Origin of the sequence: Rheinheimera sp. (genome assembly GCF_037442525.1) — a bacterium.
Lineage (GTDB): Bacteria > Pseudomonadota > Gammaproteobacteria > Enterobacterales > Alteromonadaceae > Pararheinheimera.
The window spans coordinates 321079-339980 of the sequence record NZ_JBBIQD010000002.1; the positions used below are offsets into that span (position 1 = coordinate 321079).

Consider the following 18902-nt stretch of genomic DNA (forward strand, 5'->3'; position numbering starts at 1 on the left):
TCAGTCTGTGCCAGCTATGGTCACCTTGTTGCGGCCACTGGCTTTGGACTGATACAAGGCTTTGTCGGCCAGCTCTATCCAATCCCTGTACTGCTGCATATCGGCTTTGTATTCGCCAATACCAATGCTGACTGTAACATTGAGCAATTGCTGATTAAATTCAATCTGCATGGCTTCGACATTTTTACGCAGTCGTTCCGCAAAAAACAACGCCTGATCAGCCGATGTATCCACCAGTAATACCGCAAACTCTTCACCACCATAACGACCAGCAATATCAGTAGAACGCAGGTTTTTCTTCACCGCTGCCGCCGTTTGTTTGATCACGGCATCCCCAGCCGCATGGCCATAGGTGTCGTTGACCCGTTTAAAATGGTCTATATCGACCATCAGTAAGGTGCTGCGATGACCACTGCGTTTGGTCCGCCGGAATTCATTAATCAGCGCATCTTCCCAGGCGCCGCGGTTGTGCAGGCCGGTCAGAAAATCGGTTTTTGATAAGGTGCGCAGCTGGCCATTCATCGACTCCAGTTCCAGCCGGCTGACCGCCACATCCGTTACATCATAAATAATGATGCATAAATGCGTGACAGCGCCCCGGGTATCGGTCAATGGGAAAATAGTGCAGTTCTGATACATATATTCCGCAGAACCAGTGATAGGCCGGTAGTTACGGAACTTAAAGATATAAGGCCGCTGTTCCCAAATGGTGAAAGCGCGGTTCTTCAGCAAAATCACCGGGTCACATTTTCGCCGCAGCCAGTCTTCATCTATTTCAGAGAATAAATCAAACAGGTAACGATCCCGCACCTGACGTGGAGTCAGGCCACTGTGGTTTTCCATAAAGCCATTCCACACCTGAATACGGTAATCGGCGGTCAGCACCACCAAACCAACATCCACGGTCTGGAACATATCCATCAGCCAATGAACTTCAGCGACATCTGTAGTGATCTGCGACATACAGCTTACTCTTCCAACAAAAATTCGACTTTATAATTCAGGGTTTTCAGACTGTCTTCGGTAAACAACAATAACAAATCACAGCTAATGTCGTAATGTTCTATGCCATAGCTGATTTCAATAGCCAGCGTTTTGCGCCAGCGCCTGGCGTTGGTTTTGATCAGTTCAGCCACTGGCATATGTTGCCCCAACACGACGGGATGGCCCTGGCTGAAACTCATATCAATTTGTTCCGCCAGACCTTTGAGCACAGCGCCAATCAAAATATTGGCAATGTCCATCAGCAACTCTAACTCCACCTGGGTGGTCAGCTCGCCTTCAAACTGCATCAGACGGGCAATTTCTTTAAAGCTGGAGTCATTCAGAATCAGCAGAGCCTCACCAGCAACACCACCACCGATAAAACCCTGACACACGGCTGAGGTACTTTCTTTTTGTTCAACTGAGGCCAGCGCCATATGCAGCTCACTGACTTCGATCAGATTGACATTGGGGATAGGCAATTTGACAAATACATTCAACAAACGGGCAAGTAAATCCCCCGCCTGTCCCATCGCCACATTGCTCAGTTCCTGAAACACATCCCGTAATTCGGCAGAGAGTTGTGCATCTGACGATGCCCCTCTGGGGCGGGGACTAACCGCCGTTTCTGACGTTTGGCCTGGCTGGCTGAGCTGGGCTGGCAAACTGGCCAGCACTTGCTGGAGTTTATGCTGATCCACAGGTTTTTTGATAAAATCCAGCGCGCCAAACGCCATCACCCGCTCCCTGGCCTCAGGCTGAATATCTCCGGAAACCACTATGGTCCGCACCTGTAGTTTTTGCTGCTGAATAGCAGCCAGGACCTGATACCCGTCCAGTACCGGCATATTTAAGTCAAGGAACAGCAATTCGATGGGCTGGCGTTTTAGAATATCCAAGGCTTCAGCGCCGTGGCCAGCAAAATGCAACTGATTTTGCCATTCAGCTGGCAACACACGGGCCATTTGTTTACGGGCAAGGTTAGAGTCGTCACAGATTAAAACTGCAGCTACCATGTAAGGCTCTTTGTCTGGCTGGTTAATTTCAGTGTAGTCAGAAACCAATTGCTTGGCGAGTAGTCATAGAGGCTCTAGTATCTGACAAAAAATGAGCAAAACCTACAAAATTTTATCATTTGTGACAAATTTAACCAAGGAAGCTGCACCAATGACGATTCGATTGATAAAAACAATAACATTTTGTGCTTTATTCAGCGCTGGAACTCAAGCCGTCGATTTAAACGCCAGCTTACCTGTCCGGTTGTCAGAAGTGAAAGTGGGTACAAAAGCCGTGGAGTTGCAGGGCCATCCGGTCCAGCTGCAACAACAGGCGCCGGATTTTCAAGTGGTCAACAACAACTTTAAAAAAATAAAACTGAGTGATTTCAAAGGGAAAACCGTGTTGATCAGTGTGGTCCCCAGCGTGGATACCGGCATATGTTCACTGCAGACCAAACGTTTTAATCAGGAAGTGGCCAGCGCAGACCCAAATGTGGTGATGCTGACCATTTCAACGGACTTGCCATTTGCCCAGAAGCGTTATTGCCAGGCGGAAAAAATTGACCAACTGCAGGTGCTGTCTGATGCAGTCTGGCGCGACTTCGGCAGCAACTACGGCTTACTGATCAAAGACATGGGCATACTCGCCAGAGCCGTATTGATTGTCGACACCCAAGGTAATCTGGCTTATCAACAGCTGGTTCCAGAACTGGCCAAAGAACCGGACTATGCCCACAGTCTGGCCGCGCTGAAACAAATTGCCGGTAAAAAATCCTGAATTTTCCCTCTTGAAATTTCTCTGGCCGGACATACAAAGGTTACAGGTGGCCAGCTTGGCACCTGTAACCAGCTCGTTCAATTGAAGAGCATAATTAACAAATTGCCTGAAGAGGAATATGTCATGAGCAACTTAGATTTCAGCCCATTCTACCGTTCATTTATTGGTTTTGATCACCTGGCAAACCTGATGGACGCTGCAGTGCGTAACGAAAAACAACCGGCTTACCCGCCTTACAATATTGAAGTGACGGGTGAAGATCAGTACCGCATTACCATGGCGATTGCTGGCTTTGGCGAAGACGAGCTGTCGATCGAAACCGAACATAATACCTTGCTGGTGAAAGGCCAGCGTGCCGATAAAACCGAAGGCCGCCGCTTTTTGCATCAAGGCATTGCCGAACGTAACTTCGAGCGTAAGTTCCAGTTATCGGATTACATCAAAGTAACGGGGGCCTCTGTGGCGAACGGCTTGTTGCATATCGAGTTAGTGCGCGAAGTGCCCGAAGCACTGAAACCGCGTAAAATTGCCATCAGCAATGGCAGCAGTACTACGCTGAACAGCAGCACTCCGGCTTTGGCTCAGGTCAGCAACGCCTGATCGGCTAAAAACTTCAGTATCCCGGAGTTCACCAACTCCGGCTGTGAAACGGGCCCCATATGGCCCGTTTCTGTTTGAACCCAGACCGACTGCGGCAATGCCGCATGCAGCAGTTCCGTGATTTTCAGTGCACTGCGTCGGCTGTATTGACCGCTCATCAGCAGCACAGGGCATGAAATAGCCCGCTGATACTGCAGCAGTGTTGCAGGCTCGGCGATCAGCGCTTCAAAATCTGCAGCCACCTTCCAGACCTGAGCCGCCATTTTTTGCCGCATGATCTGCGGCAACGCAGCAAAGTAACCCGGTGATTGCCAATAATCGACAAAAAGCTCAGCCGCCTGCATCGGATCACTGGCCGGGATCTGTGCACTTAACTGCAGTACTTCCTGTAACAACAGCTGTGCTTCGGCGTCCTGTTGCTGCGCCAGCAGATGGAATGCTACAGGTTCAAATAGTAGCAACGCTTTGATTTGCTGCGGATAACTACGGGCCAAATGCAACGCAACTGCGCCGCCATAACTGTGGCCAACCAGGATCACAGACGATGCAGGCTGCTCTAACAACCAGGAAACGAAAGGTGCAGCCTCCTGTGCCAACTGAAAAGGCCGTTGCAGCACAACTGGCTCAGTACCATAGCCGAAAAGATCCGGCGTTAGCGCCTGACAGTCAGGCCATTGACGTTTCAGCACCTGCCACTGCCGGCCACTGGACAACGAACTGTGTAACAGTAAAACCGCCATTTACCCTACCAGTAACAGCAGGGCCGCGATGATAAGCGCGGCCAGAGTCAGGATCATACCTACCAGACGGTAAATACTGGTTCCGGATGTCTTCAGCAAACCCAGCATATGCAGCACACGGCCAGCCAAGGTCAAGCCACCAATCAGGTGCAGCTGCCACAGCTCAAAACCCCGCGCCTCCAGCAGAGCCAAAAGCACCAGCAAAAACGGTACATACTCAGCAAAATTGCCATGAATACGAATTGCCTTTAAAAGCTGCGGCTGGTTTTTATCGCCCAAACCCACTTTATATTTCATGCGCTGACGAACCACAAAAGCAGCCAGCAGCACATACATTAGTGCCAGTACCGCTGCGTAAACCGAGGTCACTGCAAAACTCATTCTTACCACCCCTGTAATTGTTGTTGGACTATCGTTGCAAATAAATCAATATGCGGCTGACTATCATTCAGTGCAGCAATGTACTGATAGCTCTCACCACCAGCATGCAGGAAGATTTCTTTATTCTCTTCCGACAACTCTTCCAGTGTTTCCAGACAGTCGGCAGCAAATGCCGGGCTCAGTACCTGCAAATTTTTAATCCCTCGGGCAGGTAACGTCTGTAGAAGCTGATCCGTGTAAGGCTGCAGCCATTGCTCCTTGCCGACTCGAGACTGAAAACTCACAATCACTTTGTCCTGTGGCCAGCCTAAATCTTCCGCCAGCTGAGCGGCAGTTTCAAAACAATGCGCCTCATAAGGGTCGCCTAAGTCGACAAAGCGCTTCGGAATGCCATGGAAAGACAATAACAATGCGTCGGCCTGGCCATGCTGTTGCCAGTGCTGCTGTACCGATGCGGCAAGCGCCTGACGGTAAAGTGGGTGCTGATGGTAGTGTTTATGAAAGCGTATTTCTGGCTGGTTCCGGCAACTGCGCAAAAAGTCCCCGACCTGGTCGGACACTGCCGCAGTGGTGGTCGCCGAGTACTGAGGATAAAGAGGCAGGATCACAATGCGTTTAACCCCTTGCTCCGTCAGCGCCTGTAAGGTGTTGCCTATGGCAGGTTCACCATAAGTCATGGCATAACAGACTTTGATGGGCAGTTGTTGTTGCAAGGCGTGCACCTGACGCTCGGTGATCACCCGCAGCGGCGAACCTTCAGGCCACCAGATGGACTGGTAAGCCTTGGCCACTTTACGGCTGCGAAATGGCAAAATAGCCAGTTGCAAAATAGGTTGCCAGAGAATATCCGGGTAATCCACCACCCGTTTATCCGACAAAAACTGTTTCAGATAAGCTTTGATTGCCGGTACTTCAGGCGCAGCCGGTGTGCCCAGATTAACCAGCACCACCGCATAAGCCGAATGAGATAGCTGTTGAGTTGTCATGTATGGTCCCGTAAAAAAGCCCACTCGAAGTGGGCTTTTTCTGAAGAAATTTTCAGCCTAACAGGGCCGCCAGTGTGGCACTGACCTGCTCCACCGGCAAAGTCCCATCCAGATGATGGTATTGGGTACGGCCTGCTTCAGCTTCTTTACGGTAATAACCGACCAATGGTTCAGTCTGATCATGATAAATACCCAGACGTTTACGCACTGTCTCTTCTTTATCGTCTTCACGAATCACCAGTTCATCACCGGTCAAATCATCTTTGCCGGCTACTTTAGGTGGGTTGTAACTGATGTGGTAAACACGACCTGATGCAGGGTGAACACGGCGGCCACTCATCCTTTCAACAATGACGTCGTCCGGCACATCAAATTCAATCACATGGTCCACAGCCACACCATTTGCTTTCATCGCATCGGCTTGTGGAATAGTACGGGGGAAACCGTCCAGCAGGAAACCTTTGGCACAATCTGCTTTGGCGATACGCTCTTTCACCAGGCCGATAATTAAATCGTCTGAGACCAGTTGACCGGCATCCATCACCTGCTTGGCTGCCAGGCCCAACTCTGTGCCCTCTTTAATGGCGGCACGTAACATATCGCCGGTAGAAATTTGTGGGATCCCATACTTATTCATCAGGAACTGGGCTTGTGTTCCCTTACCTGCACCTGGGGCACCCAACAAAATTATACGCATACAAAAAACCTCAATTAACCTAGGATAGTTCCATTCGTTACAAGGGCTGAATATTTACATAATGCGCATCATCAGACAAGAAATTTGTCGGCTCATCCTACCTGCTTCAACGGAGTCAAGCAGTCTTTAGTCTTAAGTGATGCAATTATAGATCTGGCTCTGTTCCCTGGCTCTGAGGCGCAAAAACAGACGAAAAAACACGAATTCTGAAGGATGTTATTCGACTAAAGTGTAGTTCTATATAACCAAGTCACTGATCCGGAACGGCCATAAGGCTGAAAGCTGTCTTAAAAGTTTAAAAAACCCTCAACAGCTTTCAGCGGCTGAAACAGGCCAAGATTAGCAAACCTCAGGCACGAAACACCAACTGCTGCAGCAACTGACGCTGCTGCTGTTGCAAACGCCTTTCGCCTTCAGCCACCAACACCACCAACGCATCATCCAGCATCATGCCGCGGCCAAAATAACGGCCGTCATCAAACTCAGGTTCAAACTGCATTTTGCTGTCTTTGGGCACCACAAACACAGTCAGGGGCCCCAGCTCCGTCTGCAGCACCAGATGCAACGACCTCATGCCACGAAAATGGCAGTAATTGGCATACAACACGGCCCAGCCCTGTGGCTGCATCTGGGCATTAAAGTCAGCGAGTTTGATATTCACATCCTGCAAAGACAACGCCTGCGTCAAATGCTTCACATAAGGCTCTTCATGGTAAACATGTGCCAGTGAGTTCGCACCCAGGTTTTGCGGGCCATACCACAAGGTGGCCCAGTTCAGACCCAGCCCCACCAGAAACGCCAGACTGGCCGCCAGAGCTAACCAGCCACGCGAATAGTGTTTCCGTTGAGGCTGGTTTAAGGTCACAGGTAACAACTGCAGTTGCTGCTGTATTTTCAGTGGTACAGTCCGATGCAACGCATTTCTGAGCAGCTCATCCTGCTCCAAAACTGACTGATGAAACTGACGCAGCTCAGCATCCTGCCGCAATGCCTGTTGCAGCTGTGCGGTTAAACGATAAGGATCTGCCAGCAGTTGACGGCGTACTTCTAATTCATCCAATTTGCAGCTCCCCCGGCTGCGGTTCCAGCCGTTCTCTTAACTGTTTACGGGCCCGGAATAAGCGGGTATTGACAGTGTTCAGATTTAAATTCAGCAGCTGTGCAATTTCATCGCCACTGAATCCTCCAATCAGTTGCAGGACCAACGGCTCACTGTATTGCACATCCAGACTTTGCATCATGGCCAGTAACTGCTGCTGTTCATAGCATTGCTCAGGCCCGGCCTGTTCATCCGGTAACAGCTCCTGCTCTGTCTCTTGGTAATCCAGTTGCCTGCGCTCAAAACGACGGGCATTTTCATGGCGCAAAATGGTAAAAAGCCAGGCTTTGGCTGAGTTTGGCTGTTGCAGGTTATCCAGGCTTTTCCAGGCCCGTAAAAAGGTGTCCTGCAACACATCTGCCGCCGTATCCGGGTTTTTACACAACCAACAGGCATAGCGGTACAAATCCGCCTGATGCAACTGCACAAGCTGCAGATACTGTTGCTCTCTTGTCGTTGCAGGCTGCACAGTTCTTCTCACGTTGCATTTCTCATTCTGCACACTCTGTTTTATGTCTGGCCGAAACTGATTATAGAAAGGGTTCAACAAAGACACGGTTTGTCCCCTGCGCTGTCCAAAAACCGGACAACCAACACACTGTAACCAGAAGACCTTGGACACAGTGAAAAACTTTCACACAGTTGTACAGTCCGTTTCCAGAGTTTGTGTGATTCAACACAGATCTGGGTAAACTGCGCCAGGGATCAGCAATCCTAAATTAGCTGGGCTCGTTAACCGGGTATAGTGAGTTTATTGATTTACAGTGTTGCACAGACGCTACCCTCGCACTCATTGTCCCGCCCCAGCTTAAATAAATTGTTAACTATTGTAATCGACCATAGAGCTCTTTGGTTGGAGCAGGTAAGTTATTCAGCCTACTGTCACAAGGAGATACACAGATGCTAAAACAATCCGGATGTGTGCTTATTGCTCTGTTACTGGCCGCTTGTCAGCAAACGCCAAAAACTGAACAAGGGGCTGCCACAAATACAACTACAGAAAAAGCTGCTGCAATAAAAACAGCCCAACATGCTGACAACAATAAATTGGTTTGTGAGCAAAGCCGCAGCACGGGCTCGTTAATTAAAGGCAAACGCTGCCGGACTAAACAGCGGATCGAAGAAGAACGCAGGGATTCTCAGGATATGATCGAAGGGATCCGGGCTAACAGTCAGGCCATCGCTATAGACAGGTGATATCGGCACTATGGCACTGAGAGCAGAACCTTGTTCTGCTCTCAGTGCCTGTTTTTACGTTCAGGCTTTAGCCAGGCTCAGCAGCAGGCTGTTTAAGCGGCTGACAAAGCTGGCCGGCTGTTTCAGGCTGCCACGTTCAGCCAATAAAGCCTGGTCCAGCAGCACTTCCGCCCATTGTTTAAACTGAACTTCGTCCTGCACATCAGCAATATGTTTTACCAATTGATGTTCTGGGTTCAGTTCAAAAATGGGTTTTACTTCAGGCACTTTCTGACCCACAGACTCCATCAGTTTGATCATCTGTGTGCTCATATCGAATTCATCAGTGACCACACAAGCCGGGCTGTCAGTCAAACGATGGCTGACTTTGACATCTTTCACCTGCTCGCCCAACGCGGCTTTAAAACGATCAGCCACTGAAGCAAATTGTTTTTCCGCTTCTTCCTGAGCTTTTTTGGTTTCTTCGTCATCCAATTTGGATAAATCCAGGCCCCCTTTGGCAACGGAACGCAGTTTCTTGCCGTCAAACTCGGTCAGGTGCTGCATCAGCCACTCGTCAATACGGTCAGATAACAGCAGCACTTCCAGGCCTTTTTTACGGAATACTTCCAGATGCGGGCTGTGTTTGGCCGCTTCATAGCTGTCAGCCACCAAGAAGAAAATTTCGTCCTGACCTTCTTTCATCCGGCTGACATAGGATTCCAACGACACTTTTTGCTCAGCAGTATCCTCATGGGTGGAGGCGAAACGCAGTAATTTGGCAATGCTTTCTTTATTGGCAAAGTCTTCACCTGGCCCCTCTTTCAGCACCTGACCAAATTCAGCCCAGAAGGTCTGGTATTCCGTCTGATCGTCAGCTTTGGCCATTTTCTCCAGCATTTTCAGCACACGGCTGGTACAGCCTTTGCGCAGGCTTTGCGTCACTTTGGTGTCCTGCAAAATTTCGCGTGACACGTTCAACGGTAAATCGCTCGAATCCAGCACCCCTTTGATAAAACGCAGGTAACTCGGCATAAACTGTTCAGCGTCATCCATGATAAACACGCGCTGTACATACAGCTTCAGGCCATGACGGGCTTCGCGGTTCCACAGATCAAAAGGCGCTTTTTTCGGCACATAGAGCAGACTCGTATAATTAGTAGAGCCTTCCACCTTGTTGTGGCTCCAGCTCAAAGGCTCAGTCCAGTCGTGGGAGATATGCTTGTAGAACTCGTTGTATTCGTCGTCGTTGATTTCTGACTTATCACGCATCCAGAGCGCAGTGGCTTTGTTGACTGCTTTCCAGTGCCCTTCGGTCGCCGGAATTTTTTCGCCATCTTCACCATCACGCTCAGCTGTGCCTTCCTGCCACATTTCAACAGGAATACTGATATGGTCAGAGTATTTAGTGACAATGGACTCTACTTTCCAGCGGCTTAAAAACTCCGATTCTTCGTCACGTAAATGCAGAATGATGTCGGTGCCGCGGCCTTCTTTGCTGATTGGGCTGATGCTGTATTCACCTTCGCCTGAACTTTCCCATTCAATGGCCGCATCGGCTGGTTGCCCCGCTTTACGGGTGCGGACTGTGACTTTATCAGCCACGATAAAAGCCGAGTAGAACCCCACACCAAACTGACCAATGAGTTTGGAATCTTTGCTCTGATCGCCCGACAGCTGGCTGAAAAACTCTTTGGTGCCAGACTTGGCAATAGTCCCCAGATTGGTGATGACTTCCTCTTGTGTCATACCAATACCGTTGTCACTGATGGTCAGGGTTTTCGCTTGTTCATCCAGGCTGATACGCACCCGCAGCTCGCCATCATTGCCATACAGGCTGCTGTCGGACAGCGCCAGAAAACGTAATTTGTCAGCCGCATCTGAGGCGTTGGAGACCAGTTCACGCAGGAAAATTTCTTTATTGGAATACAGCGAGTGGATCATCAACTGTAGCAGTTGCTTCACTTCAGCCTGAAAGCCATGCGTTTGTTTTTGTACTGTTTCTGTCATTGGCAGCTCCTTACACAAATAAGACATTGAAGGGCAAACGCCCGTTTTAATGAGATGTGTCAGGATTTGGGGGTAATCCCCATATTTTCAAGAGGGGTATTTAGGCTTTCTTAGTGAAAGGCATGTAACTGCTGCAATAACAGCCAAGGTTAAATTAACGGCTTACGGCCACTGAATGCATGGGATAAGGTAGTCCCATCAACGTATTCAAGTTCCCCACCTACCGGTACCCCATGAGCGATACGCGACACCTGCACCTGGTACTTTTTACACTGTTCAGCAATGTAATAAGCGGTGGCGTCCCCTTCAACAGTAGGGTTGGTTGCCAGAATCACTTCGCTGACACCTCCCTGAGACAATTGCTGCTGAAATTTATCCAACCCCAATTGTGCCGGCCCTATACCATCGAGTGGTGACAACTGGCCCTGCAGGACAAAATAGCGGCCTTTAAACTGGCCTGTTTGTTCTATGGCGTACTGATCAGCGCTCGATGCCACCACACAAAGACTGGGACTGTCTGAACGGCGTGAGTCAGCACAGATATGGCAAAGTTCAGTCTCACAAAAAGTCCGGCATTTGGCACATTGACCGACATGCTCCATCGCATTGGCCAGTGCTTTGGACAGCTGCATCGCCCCGGCCCTGTTGCGCTCCAGCAGCTGCAATGCAATACGCTGGGCGGACTTAGGCCCAACACCGGGTAAAACCCGCAGCGAATCAACCAACTGCTGGATAAGCGGACTGAACTTGCTCATCAGCGTTAGAACGGCATTTTAAAACCAGGAGGTAACTGCATACCACCTGTGACAGATGCCATTTTTGCTTTGCTGCTTTCATCGACCCGACGCACCGCGTCATTGATAGCGGCTGCGATTAAATCTTCCAGCATGTCTTTGTCATCCTGCATCAGGCTGTCGTCAATACTGACCCGGCGTACATTGTGATTACCCGCCATCGTGATTTTGACCAGACCAGCACCTGACTCCCCTGTCACTTCCAGATTCGCCAGTTCCTGTTGCGCCTTTTGCATCTTTTCCTGCATGGCTTGCGCCTGCTTCATGATGTTGCCTAAACCGCCACCTTTAAACATAAGTCTGCTCTCTTTATTCAATCAAAGGCCGACACCTTAATGAGTCAGCCGCCAAAACTCAAGGGGCAACTGCTTCGCCCGCATCAGTTCACCCCACCCGAATCAGGAAGAGAGTACCCCCTGCAAAGCGGCTGCACTCCCCTAGTTCACCACTATGGTCTCGGGCAAAAACTCGGCCTGAAACAACTGCTGCAAAGCCCTTACATTCGGGTCTTGCTGCAACAACTCTTCCACATACACCCTGCGTTCCTGCTCGATCCGTTGCTGAATAGCCACAGGACAGGATTCGACCCACTCCTGATACTGGATGCTTAATTCTACGTTTTTACCAAAGGCCTGGCTTAAGTGCACCATCAGTTCCTGGCGGAACTTTGCTTTATCAAGATGCGATTGGCTTTGACAGACTGTCAGTACCGCAGTGTCCTGCTGCCACTCCATGCTGCTATGCAATAAATACAACCGCATCAGCCCCCCCAAAGCCAGGCCATCCACCAGGGCTGCCCAAGGGTCGACCTGGGCAGCCAGGCGCACAGAGAAATTCTCAGCGGTAATAACACCGTCAAACTGATAAGCAGGAGCCGCAGGCTCGGCCTGCTGTTGCTGCCAGGCCCAATCAGCGGCCCTCTCCAGTTCAGCTGCACTGAATTCCAGCGGTTCAACATGCTCAGCCTCTTCCTCAGACAGGTGAAAGGAGCTGGTTGCAGCCGGGAGTTGCACGTCCGTATCGTGCCAAGGAGGCCCTTCTTCCTGTGCTGGCAAAGCTGTAGGGGCAGGAGCGGCCATTGCAACAGGTGGACGCTCGACAGCGGCTTGTTCTGGTGTCGCCACGACGACATGGGCTGAAACCGCTGCAGCTGTCACTGTGCGTTGAGGCGCCACTGCCGCCGCAGCGGCATCAGACTTTTTTGCAGCTGTCACCTGCCCAGCACCCGCGTTGTCTGCCGCAGGGCCAAAACCGCGACGGGCCAGTATAGAGGCTGTGGCTGACAGCGCCGCAGGCTCAGCTGCCGCCGGAGCCTGCACACCGCTGTGTTGCTGTGGCGTTGCACTAACTGCAGTTTTCGTCTCAGCTTCCATCTCAGGTTGGGCTTTGGCTGGCTCGCTGCTTTGAATAGCAGTTGTTGGCAGATTAAATTTGGCTCTGAGCTTGTCGGCCTGCGACACGGCTGCTTTAGGCTCTGCAGGGCCAGCGTCTGCAGGCACAAAAGCCAAAGCACGCAACAAGGCCATTTCCAGACCAATGCGGGGCTCTGGCGCATACGCCAGCTCTTTTTTACCGCTAATCAATAACTGATAATACAGCTGCAGTACTTCAGGGCTGATTTGCTCAGCCAGCTGCCGGACAAAATCAGAGCTTTGTGCCGACAGCTCTGCCGCCTGCCAGTTGAACTGGCACAAAGCCGCCAGATGCAACAGAGCCAGCATATCATCCAACACGGCGCTGAAGTGACTGTGCTGCTGGACCAGTTGATCCAGCGTCTGCTGCAACAAAGGCGCATCTCTCTCCAGCAATGCTTTGAGCACCAATTCGGCCCAGCTTTGTTCCAGGTAACCCAACATGTCGCGTACCACAGGTAAACGCACCTGGGCATTGCCCTGTGCTATCGCCTGATCGGTCAGACTCAGCGAGTCGCGCAGGCTACCTTTGGCAGCGCGGGACAACAGCGCCAGCGCCTCCTCATCATAAGGCAGACCTTCTTGTGTCAGCACATAAGCCAGATGCTGCTTAATCTGTTCCGGACTCAGCGCTTTTAAACTGAACTGCAGGCAACGGGATAACACTGTCACAGGCAGTTTTTGCGGATCAGTGGTGGCCAGTAAAAACTTCACATGTGGAGGAGGCTCTTCCAGCGTCTTGAGCAGTGCATTAAAACTGTGCCTTGACAGCATATGCACTTCGTCGATCAGGTACACCTTATAGCGGCCGCGGCTGGGTGCGTACTGCACATTGTCAAGCAGATCCCGGGTGTCTTCGACTTTGGTGCGCGAGGCCGCGTCTATTTCCAGCAGATCCACATAAAAACCCTGTTCGATTTCCAAACAGGTGGAACACTGGCCACAAGGAGTGGCCGTAATTCCGGTTTCGCAGTTCAGACTTTTGGCAAAAATACGGGCTATAGTGGTTTTACCGACGCCCCGGGTGCCGGTAAAAAGGTAAGCATGGTGCAGTCTGTTGTTGGTCAGCGCATTACCAAGCGCGGCTTTGACATGGTCCTGCCCCACCAGCTCAGAGAATTGCTGTGGCCGCCATTTTCGTGCCAGTACCTGATAACTCATGCCACCTGCCTTGTTTTTAATCGCCGGCAAACTCCACCAGCGTAAATACCGGAATATTTAAAGCCTCTAACTTGGCTTGTCCGCCTAAGTCAGGCAAATTAACGACAAAAGCCGCCGCCTGCACTGTGCCACCTAAACGCTGGACCAGGCTGGATGTTGCAGCAATAGTACCACCAGTTGCCAATAAGTCATCTACTAACAACACTTTATCGCCGTGTTGAATCGCGTCAATATGGATTTCCAGCTTGTCATCGCCGTACTCCAGCGAATAAGCCTGACCAATACGTTCACGCGGCAGTTTATTCGGTTTGCGTACCGGCACAAAAGGCAGGCCCATCGCATAAGCCAGCGGGGCACCGAAGATAAACCCCCGGGATTCAGTCCCAACAATTTTCGTGATGCCCTGGCCCTGATATTGCGCTTTAAACGCATCAATCACTTTGGCAAAAGCGTCCGCGTCCAGCATTAAACTGGTGACATCGCGAAACATGATGCCTGGCTTCGGATAATCAGGAACAGCTTTAATAACTTGTGTCAGCAAGGCTGACAAGGCTTGTGAAGACATGCGTCACTCCTTAATTTGCGCAGATAAAAAAACCGCCTGCAGGCGGTTTTCTCTCACCAGACTAGGTTTAGCTGGCAATGTTTAACCAGGTCAAGATCGGAGCCAGGCACAGCAGCGCAACAAAAACTGCGACAAGACCCAGTAACTGGCCAACACCAAAAGACTCTTTAAAATTTTCGTCTGCCATTTGTTTGACTCACAGAACATCAAAGGCCGACATGGTAATGAATTTCATGCCGGTTGGAAAGTATGCACCACAGCTTTTGCCGCAAAATCCAACAATAACTGGCGTGCCCCGCTTTCTATCTGCTGTTTTTCCAATGCTGGCAAATACTGCTGCAGCTGTGCAGTCAGTTCGGTAAAATTTAAACCGGGCTGAGACTGAAGCAATTGCAATAACAAAGCACTTAACGAATTCAGTTCAACAAACTGAACTTCATCGTCGTTGTCACGGTACAACAGCAAAAATGTCGGTCTGGTTTCTGTAGGTTGAAAGTCTGTGCAGACTTGATGCACAGGGTAATGATAGGCCTGAACTTCAGCAAGCTCAGACACCATCAGTAAACCATCGATCCCGTTACTCTGCTGCTGAACAGCTGTTGTTTTGCGCGTCGCTACATCCAGCTCCAGCCATTCATAATGGGCCAGCTCCACTAAGAATACCGGTTCAGGTTCAGTCTGGCTTTGCTGCAAAAACTGCAAAAATTGCCCGGCAATATGCAGGAAATAAGGACTGGAACAACGGAAGTCTGCAAAAAACTGCCGTTTCAGCTGCAACCAGCGTTCCGCGTCAAGCAAGGATTTCAGCACAGGGTAAGCGCTGTCGATAAAACCACTGACATTATTAAACAGCAGCTCCTGATACACCGCCAGACGTTCATCCGGCACTGGCGGTTTTATGGCTGACGCATTACGTAAATAACCGACAAACTGCTGTTGCACCTGCTTAAACTGCATACGCCAGCCCCTGTCGTTGTGCGACTGTCCGCCGGATGATCTGCAATTCCCGTTTTAAGTCGTCCAAGCCAGGAATATTAAAATCGCGTTCCAGTAGAGTCGGAAACACGCCATGCATTTGATAAGCTTCGGCCAATAATTGCCACACCGGATCAGCGACCTCTGTACCATGGGTATCAATCAACAAGCTTTCGCTTTGTCGGTAATGGCCGGCTACATGACCATAACGAATGCGCTGACCAGGTAAAGCGGCCAAAAATTCCGACGCGTTATACCCATGATTCACTGAGTTCACGTAAATATTGTTTACATCGAGCAATAAGTCACAATCCGCCAGCTCCAGCACGGCTTTGGTAAAATCCAGCTCCGTCATCTGCTGGCCCGGCGCTGCATAATAGGAAACGTTTTCAATGGCAATGCGCATTTCCAGCACATCCTGCACCTGGCGGATCCGCTCTGCGACATAACGCGCCGCTTCTTCAGTAAAAGGAATAGGTAACAAATCGTACAAGTGGCCATCCAACGAGCAATAACTCAAGTGCTCGCTGTACACCGTGATCTGATGCTCTGCAAAAAACTGCTTCAGTTGCTGTAAAAAAGCAAAGTCCAATGGATCCGGGCTGCCAAGTGACAAAGACAAACCATGACAGATCACAGGGTATTGTTCAGTCAGGGCGCGAAATTTTTTCTGGTAAGCCCCGCCATAAGGCAACCAGTTCTCTGGTGCCACTTCAAAAAAATCAATGCCATGCTGTGGTTGTTGAATGACCTCGTCAGCAAAGTCCCGCCTTAACCCCAACCCCACAGAGGTCTCCATCAACATTGGCTTTACTCCTCCAAAAACGGCTGACCTGAGCTCAGGTCAGCCGACAACACTCAGGCAGCACCACCGCATTTGCCTTCGCCACATTTACCTTCTTTATCTTTTTTGGCTTTATCTTTGGCGTCTTTTTTATCTTCGCCACATTTGCCTTCACCACACTTGCCTTCTTTGTCTTTTTTCGCTTTGTCTTCACCGCATTTGGCTTCTTTGCTCTTATCCGCGCCACAAGAGGCTTCAGCTGACGCCAGCTGGTAACCCGCCTGCAGTTGTTCAGCAGCAAAAGGGTTAGCCTGAGCAGCTAAGCTGACCGCTGATAATGAGCCTAAAACTAATGCACTGATAGCGACTTTTGACGATGTGGATTTCATAATGATGTTCCTCTGGTTTGCATTAAGTTGCCTCTGATAGACAGCTCAACCTTAGAAAATATTTCAGGCTTGCACAATTTATTTGATTTATATCAGGGGCCGCACTTCGAATTCGTTTTACTCTGCACCTTCTCACTGGAGGGCCTATGATTCAGACAGTCCACGCACAATGCCAACAAAAATTGCAGCAGGAACTGGCAAAGCTACAAGGAGTGATAATCCAACTCCTGCTGCAGGAACAGCGGGCTGCCGAACGCTCGTTAGCAGAAAAACTGCAGAGTTACGCCATTTTTGACTGGCCAGATCTGCTCAACAACAATTGCCCCTGGTGCATAGCCCAACAACTTGAACGGCTAAACGCCGTGCTCGCAGCTCTCAGCCAGCTCGAACTGAATTTGTATGGCATTTGCTCTGACTGTGAATGCGTTATTGAACCAGAAGCACTGCAGCTGGACCCTGCAGCCCAGCGCTGTAATAAATGTAAAACCCATGCCAACAGAGCAAGCGAACAAAGTAAGCAGCAATAAAAACCAGACTTTTCTGCCAGGGCGTATTGGGCTAGAGTAGGGCAAATTCAGTTTTACAGACACCTCATGCAAAACATAGTTTCCGAGTTAACACCACTGGTGGCCGCAGGCCAGTATAAACAAGCCACTATTGAGCTTCAGCAGTACCTGAAGCAACATCCGACAGACCATGACGCTTGGTTGCAGCTGGCCGAATGGGCCGGATTAGCGGGTCTGGCCGAATTGCAGCAACAGGCCCAAAGGCAATACGAGCTGGTTGCTTATTTTAATCATCGCCTGTACCTGGCCAGCCAGGCGTTGCAACAACGCCAATTCCAGCACTGCAGGGAGATACTGGACTCCATGCTGAGTGATGTACCCGGAGAATTCCGCGCCCTGGCACTTTATGCTGAGCTGGCCATGGCCTGTGGCGATTACGAAACTGCCACTGAGATATTTGAAACGCTGCATCGGCACAACTTTGCCAATACCAAAACCAAGCATCGGGCCATTCAGCACATGGCCAAAGTGAAACAATTTAATAAAGCCATTGATATAGGCAAAGATATTCCGCTTCAGCAACTACTGGACGCACCCGATACCGCATTGGCGATGGCGCAATCCTATCTGAAGACGGCTCAGATTGACCAGGCGGAGCGGATCTATCTGCAATTGCAACAGGATCCGCGACTGAGACACTTTGTATTGCATCTGCTCGGGCATCTGAAAACCTTTGCCGGCGACGCAGAAGCTGCTGCCAATTATTACCTGCAGGCCCTGGCTGTCCATGAAGATAAAACGGAAAGTTACTGGCACTTAGCCAACCTGAAAACCTATCGCTTTAATGAGCAACAATCTGAACGGATGCTGCAACTGCTGCAAAGCCCTCTGGCGCCGCAGGAAAAAATGTATTTACTCTTTGCTCTGGCCAAAATGAAAGAGCAGAAAAAACAGTTCGCTGAAGCCTGTGATTATTATCAGCAGGCCAATCGGCTGCGATACAAAGCGGGTAATAACGTCAGGGTTCATGATTCAAAGCAATTAAGAACATTTTTCAGTCAGCAGCAATTTTCTGACAGAAGCACAGCTCCCAGCGGCTTGATTTTTATTCTGGGTATGCCGAGAACAGGCTCCACTCTGTTGGAGCAAATGCTGGCATCACACCCAGAAATCGATGCTTCCCATGAAATTTCAGAAATAAGCAGCATAGCCCGGTTGCTTGAATCCAGAAAACAGGACAGCAGTCCCTATGGTCTGGCGCAGCTCAGCGAAGCAGAGCGCCACACACTGGCCCAACGCTATCTGGATTATGTCGCCCCGCTCAGGCAACAAGGGCGCTACCTGATCGATAAACTGCCGGCAAACTGCAACCATATTGGTCTGATTAAAACCTTGTTTCCAGATGCCAAAATTATCGAAACCACCCGGGACCCGATCGCGACGGGCTGGAGCCTGTATCGTCACATATTTGCCGAGGGCCACCTCTATGCCAATGACCTGGAGGAAATAGGCCAGTATTACCTGAACTATGAACAGATGATGCAGTTTTGGCGCCAGCAGTTGGGCCCACAACTCTTGACCATCGCTTACGAAGACTTACTGCAGGCTCCGGAACAGCATTTACTTCAGATAACACAGTATCTGAAACTGGATTATCACCCGGATTGCCTGCAATTCCACCAGACGCAACGTTCAATCCAGACGCCAAGCGCCATGCAGGTCAGGCAACCTCTGTATAAAACTGCGATGACCGACTGGCAGCAGGTCAGTGAATTTCTGGCGCCTTTAATTAAGAAGGTAGAATCCGGCCAGCCGACAGCTCTGAGCTGAACTTGTGAGCAGCACTGTCATTCATCCGTCACGACTG

General features: G+C 50.2%; 21 protein-coding genes. 5 read left to right on the forward strand and 16 right to left on the reverse strand.

Annotated elements, in window-relative coordinates; translation table 11 throughout:
• The gene (locus WKJ03_RS05705; protein WP_337841206.1) at nt 1-963 is read right to left on the reverse strand and encodes a sensor domain-containing diguanylate cyclase; all 963 of its coding nucleotides are present in this window, start codon (nt 961-963) and stop codon (nt 1-3) included.
• 5 nt (nt 964-968) lie between these two features.
• Nucleotides 969-2000: a response regulator gene (locus WKJ03_RS05710; protein ID WP_337841207.1), complete on the reverse strand. Its 1032-nt coding sequence runs from the start codon at nt 1998-2000 to the stop codon at nt 969-971.
• Between the two features lie 151 nt (nt 2001-2151).
• Here WKJ03_RS05710 and tpx point away from each other — a divergent pair, with 151 nt between their 5' ends.
• On the forward strand, nt 2152-2760 hold the full coding sequence (gene tpx, locus WKJ03_RS05715; protein WP_337841208.1) for a thiol peroxidase: 609 nt from the start codon (nt 2152-2154) through the stop codon (nt 2758-2760).
• 123 nt (nt 2761-2883) lie between these two features.
• Nucleotides 2884-3360 (forward strand): Hsp20 family protein, encoded by a 477-nt coding sequence (locus WKJ03_RS05720; protein ID WP_337841209.1) that lies wholly within the window; start codon nt 2884-2886, stop codon nt 3358-3360.
• Here WKJ03_RS05720 and WKJ03_RS05725 read toward each other — a convergent pair.
• The 6 genes from WKJ03_RS05725 to WKJ03_RS05750 form a co-directional block, all read right to left on the reverse strand.
• Nucleotides 3342-4100 (reverse strand): alpha/beta hydrolase, encoded by a 759-nt coding sequence (locus tag WKJ03_RS05725; protein WP_337841210.1) that lies wholly within the window; start codon nt 4098-4100, stop codon nt 3342-3344. The two genes, WKJ03_RS05720 and WKJ03_RS05725, sit on opposite strands and share 19 nt — an antisense overlap.
• Complete coding sequence (locus WKJ03_RS05730) at nt 4101-4481, reverse strand: MAPEG family protein (protein ID WP_337841211.1); 381 nt, start codon at nt 4479-4481, stop codon at nt 4101-4103.
• 2 nt (nt 4482-4483) lie between these two features.
• Nucleotides 4484-5467: a ferrochelatase gene (gene hemH, locus WKJ03_RS05735; protein ID WP_337841212.1), complete on the reverse strand. Its 984-nt coding sequence runs from the start codon at nt 5465-5467 to the stop codon at nt 4484-4486.
• Nucleotides 5468-5519: 52 nt separating this feature from the next.
• Nucleotides 5520-6164 carry an adenylate kinase gene (gene adk, locus WKJ03_RS05740; RefSeq protein WP_337841213.1) on the reverse strand — a complete coding sequence of 215 codons (645 nt, stop codon included), beginning with the start codon at nt 6162-6164 and terminating at the stop codon, nt 5520-5522.
• A gap of 349 nt (nt 6165-6513) precedes the next feature.
• Nucleotides 6514-7224 (reverse strand): DUF3379 family protein, encoded by a 711-nt coding sequence (locus WKJ03_RS05745; RefSeq protein ID WP_337841214.1) that lies wholly within the window; start codon nt 7222-7224, stop codon nt 6514-6516.
• Entirely contained in the window at nt 7217-7744 is a 528-nt protein-coding gene (locus tag WKJ03_RS05750) for a sigma-70 family RNA polymerase sigma factor (RefSeq protein ID WP_337841215.1), read from the reverse strand. The genes WKJ03_RS05745 and WKJ03_RS05750 overlap by 8 nt, the downstream gene beginning before the upstream one ends.
• Before the next feature lie 419 nt (nt 7745-8163).
• Here WKJ03_RS05750 and WKJ03_RS05755 point away from each other — a divergent pair, with 419 nt between their 5' ends.
• Complete coding sequence (locus WKJ03_RS05755; RefSeq protein WP_337841216.1) at nt 8164-8460, forward strand: hypothetical protein; 297 nt, start codon at nt 8164-8166, stop codon at nt 8458-8460.
• 60 nt (nt 8461-8520) lie between these two features.
• Here WKJ03_RS05755 and htpG read toward each other — a convergent pair whose 3' ends face one another.
• The 8 genes from htpG to WKJ03_RS05795 all read right to left on the reverse strand — a co-directional run bounded on the left by htpG (nt 8521) and on the right by WKJ03_RS05795 (nt 16529).
• Entirely contained in the window at nt 8521-10449 is a 1929-nt protein-coding gene (gene htpG / locus WKJ03_RS05760; protein ID WP_337841217.1) for a molecular chaperone HtpG, read from the reverse strand.
• 149 nt (nt 10450-10598) lie between these two features.
• On the reverse strand, nt 10599-11204 hold the full coding sequence (gene recR, locus WKJ03_RS05765; protein WP_337841218.1) for a recombination mediator RecR: 606 nt from the start codon (nt 11202-11204) through the stop codon (nt 10599-10601).
• Nucleotides 11205-11209: 5 nt separating this feature from the next.
• The gene (locus WKJ03_RS05770; protein ID WP_337841219.1) at nt 11210-11539 is read right to left on the reverse strand and encodes a YbaB/EbfC family nucleoid-associated protein; all 330 of its coding nucleotides are present in this window, start codon (nt 11537-11539) and stop codon (nt 11210-11212) included.
• 141 nt (nt 11540-11680) lie between these two features.
• Nucleotides 11681-13816 (reverse strand): DNA polymerase III subunit gamma/tau, encoded by a 2136-nt coding sequence (gene dnaX / locus WKJ03_RS05775; RefSeq protein WP_337841220.1) that lies wholly within the window; start codon nt 13814-13816, stop codon nt 11681-11683.
• Between the two features lie 16 nt (nt 13817-13832).
• Nucleotides 13833-14381 (reverse strand): adenine phosphoribosyltransferase, encoded by a 549-nt coding sequence (apt, locus tag WKJ03_RS05780; protein ID WP_337841221.1) that lies wholly within the window; start codon nt 14379-14381, stop codon nt 13833-13835.
• A 231-nt stretch (nt 14382-14612) separates the two neighbouring features.
• The gene (locus tag WKJ03_RS05785; protein WP_337841222.1) at nt 14613-15338 is read right to left on the reverse strand and encodes a putative DNA-binding domain-containing protein; all 726 of its coding nucleotides are present in this window, start codon (nt 15336-15338) and stop codon (nt 14613-14615) included.
• A complete protein-coding gene (locus WKJ03_RS05790; RefSeq protein WP_337841223.1) occupies nt 15328-16161 on the reverse strand; it encodes a DUF692 domain-containing protein in 834 nt (277 codons plus the stop codon). The genes WKJ03_RS05785 and WKJ03_RS05790 overlap by 11 nt, the downstream gene beginning before the upstream one ends.
• 53 nt (nt 16162-16214) lie before the next feature.
• Nucleotides 16215-16529: a hypothetical protein gene (locus tag WKJ03_RS05795; protein ID WP_337841224.1), complete on the reverse strand. Its 315-nt coding sequence runs from the start codon at nt 16527-16529 to the stop codon at nt 16215-16217.
• 146 nt (nt 16530-16675) lie between these two features.
• Here WKJ03_RS05795 and WKJ03_RS05800 point away from each other — a divergent pair, with 146 nt between their 5' ends.
• Together WKJ03_RS05800 and WKJ03_RS05805 are read left to right on the forward strand one after the other, a co-directional pair.
• Entirely contained in the window at nt 16676-17056 is a 381-nt protein-coding gene (locus tag WKJ03_RS05800) for a hypothetical protein (RefSeq protein ID WP_337841225.1), read from the forward strand.
• Nucleotides 17057-17122: 66 nt separating this feature from the next.
• Complete coding sequence (locus tag WKJ03_RS05805) at nt 17123-18865, forward strand: sulfotransferase (protein ID WP_337841226.1); 1743 nt, start codon at nt 17123-17125, stop codon at nt 18863-18865.
• Nucleotides 18866-18902 lie beyond the last annotated feature (37 nt).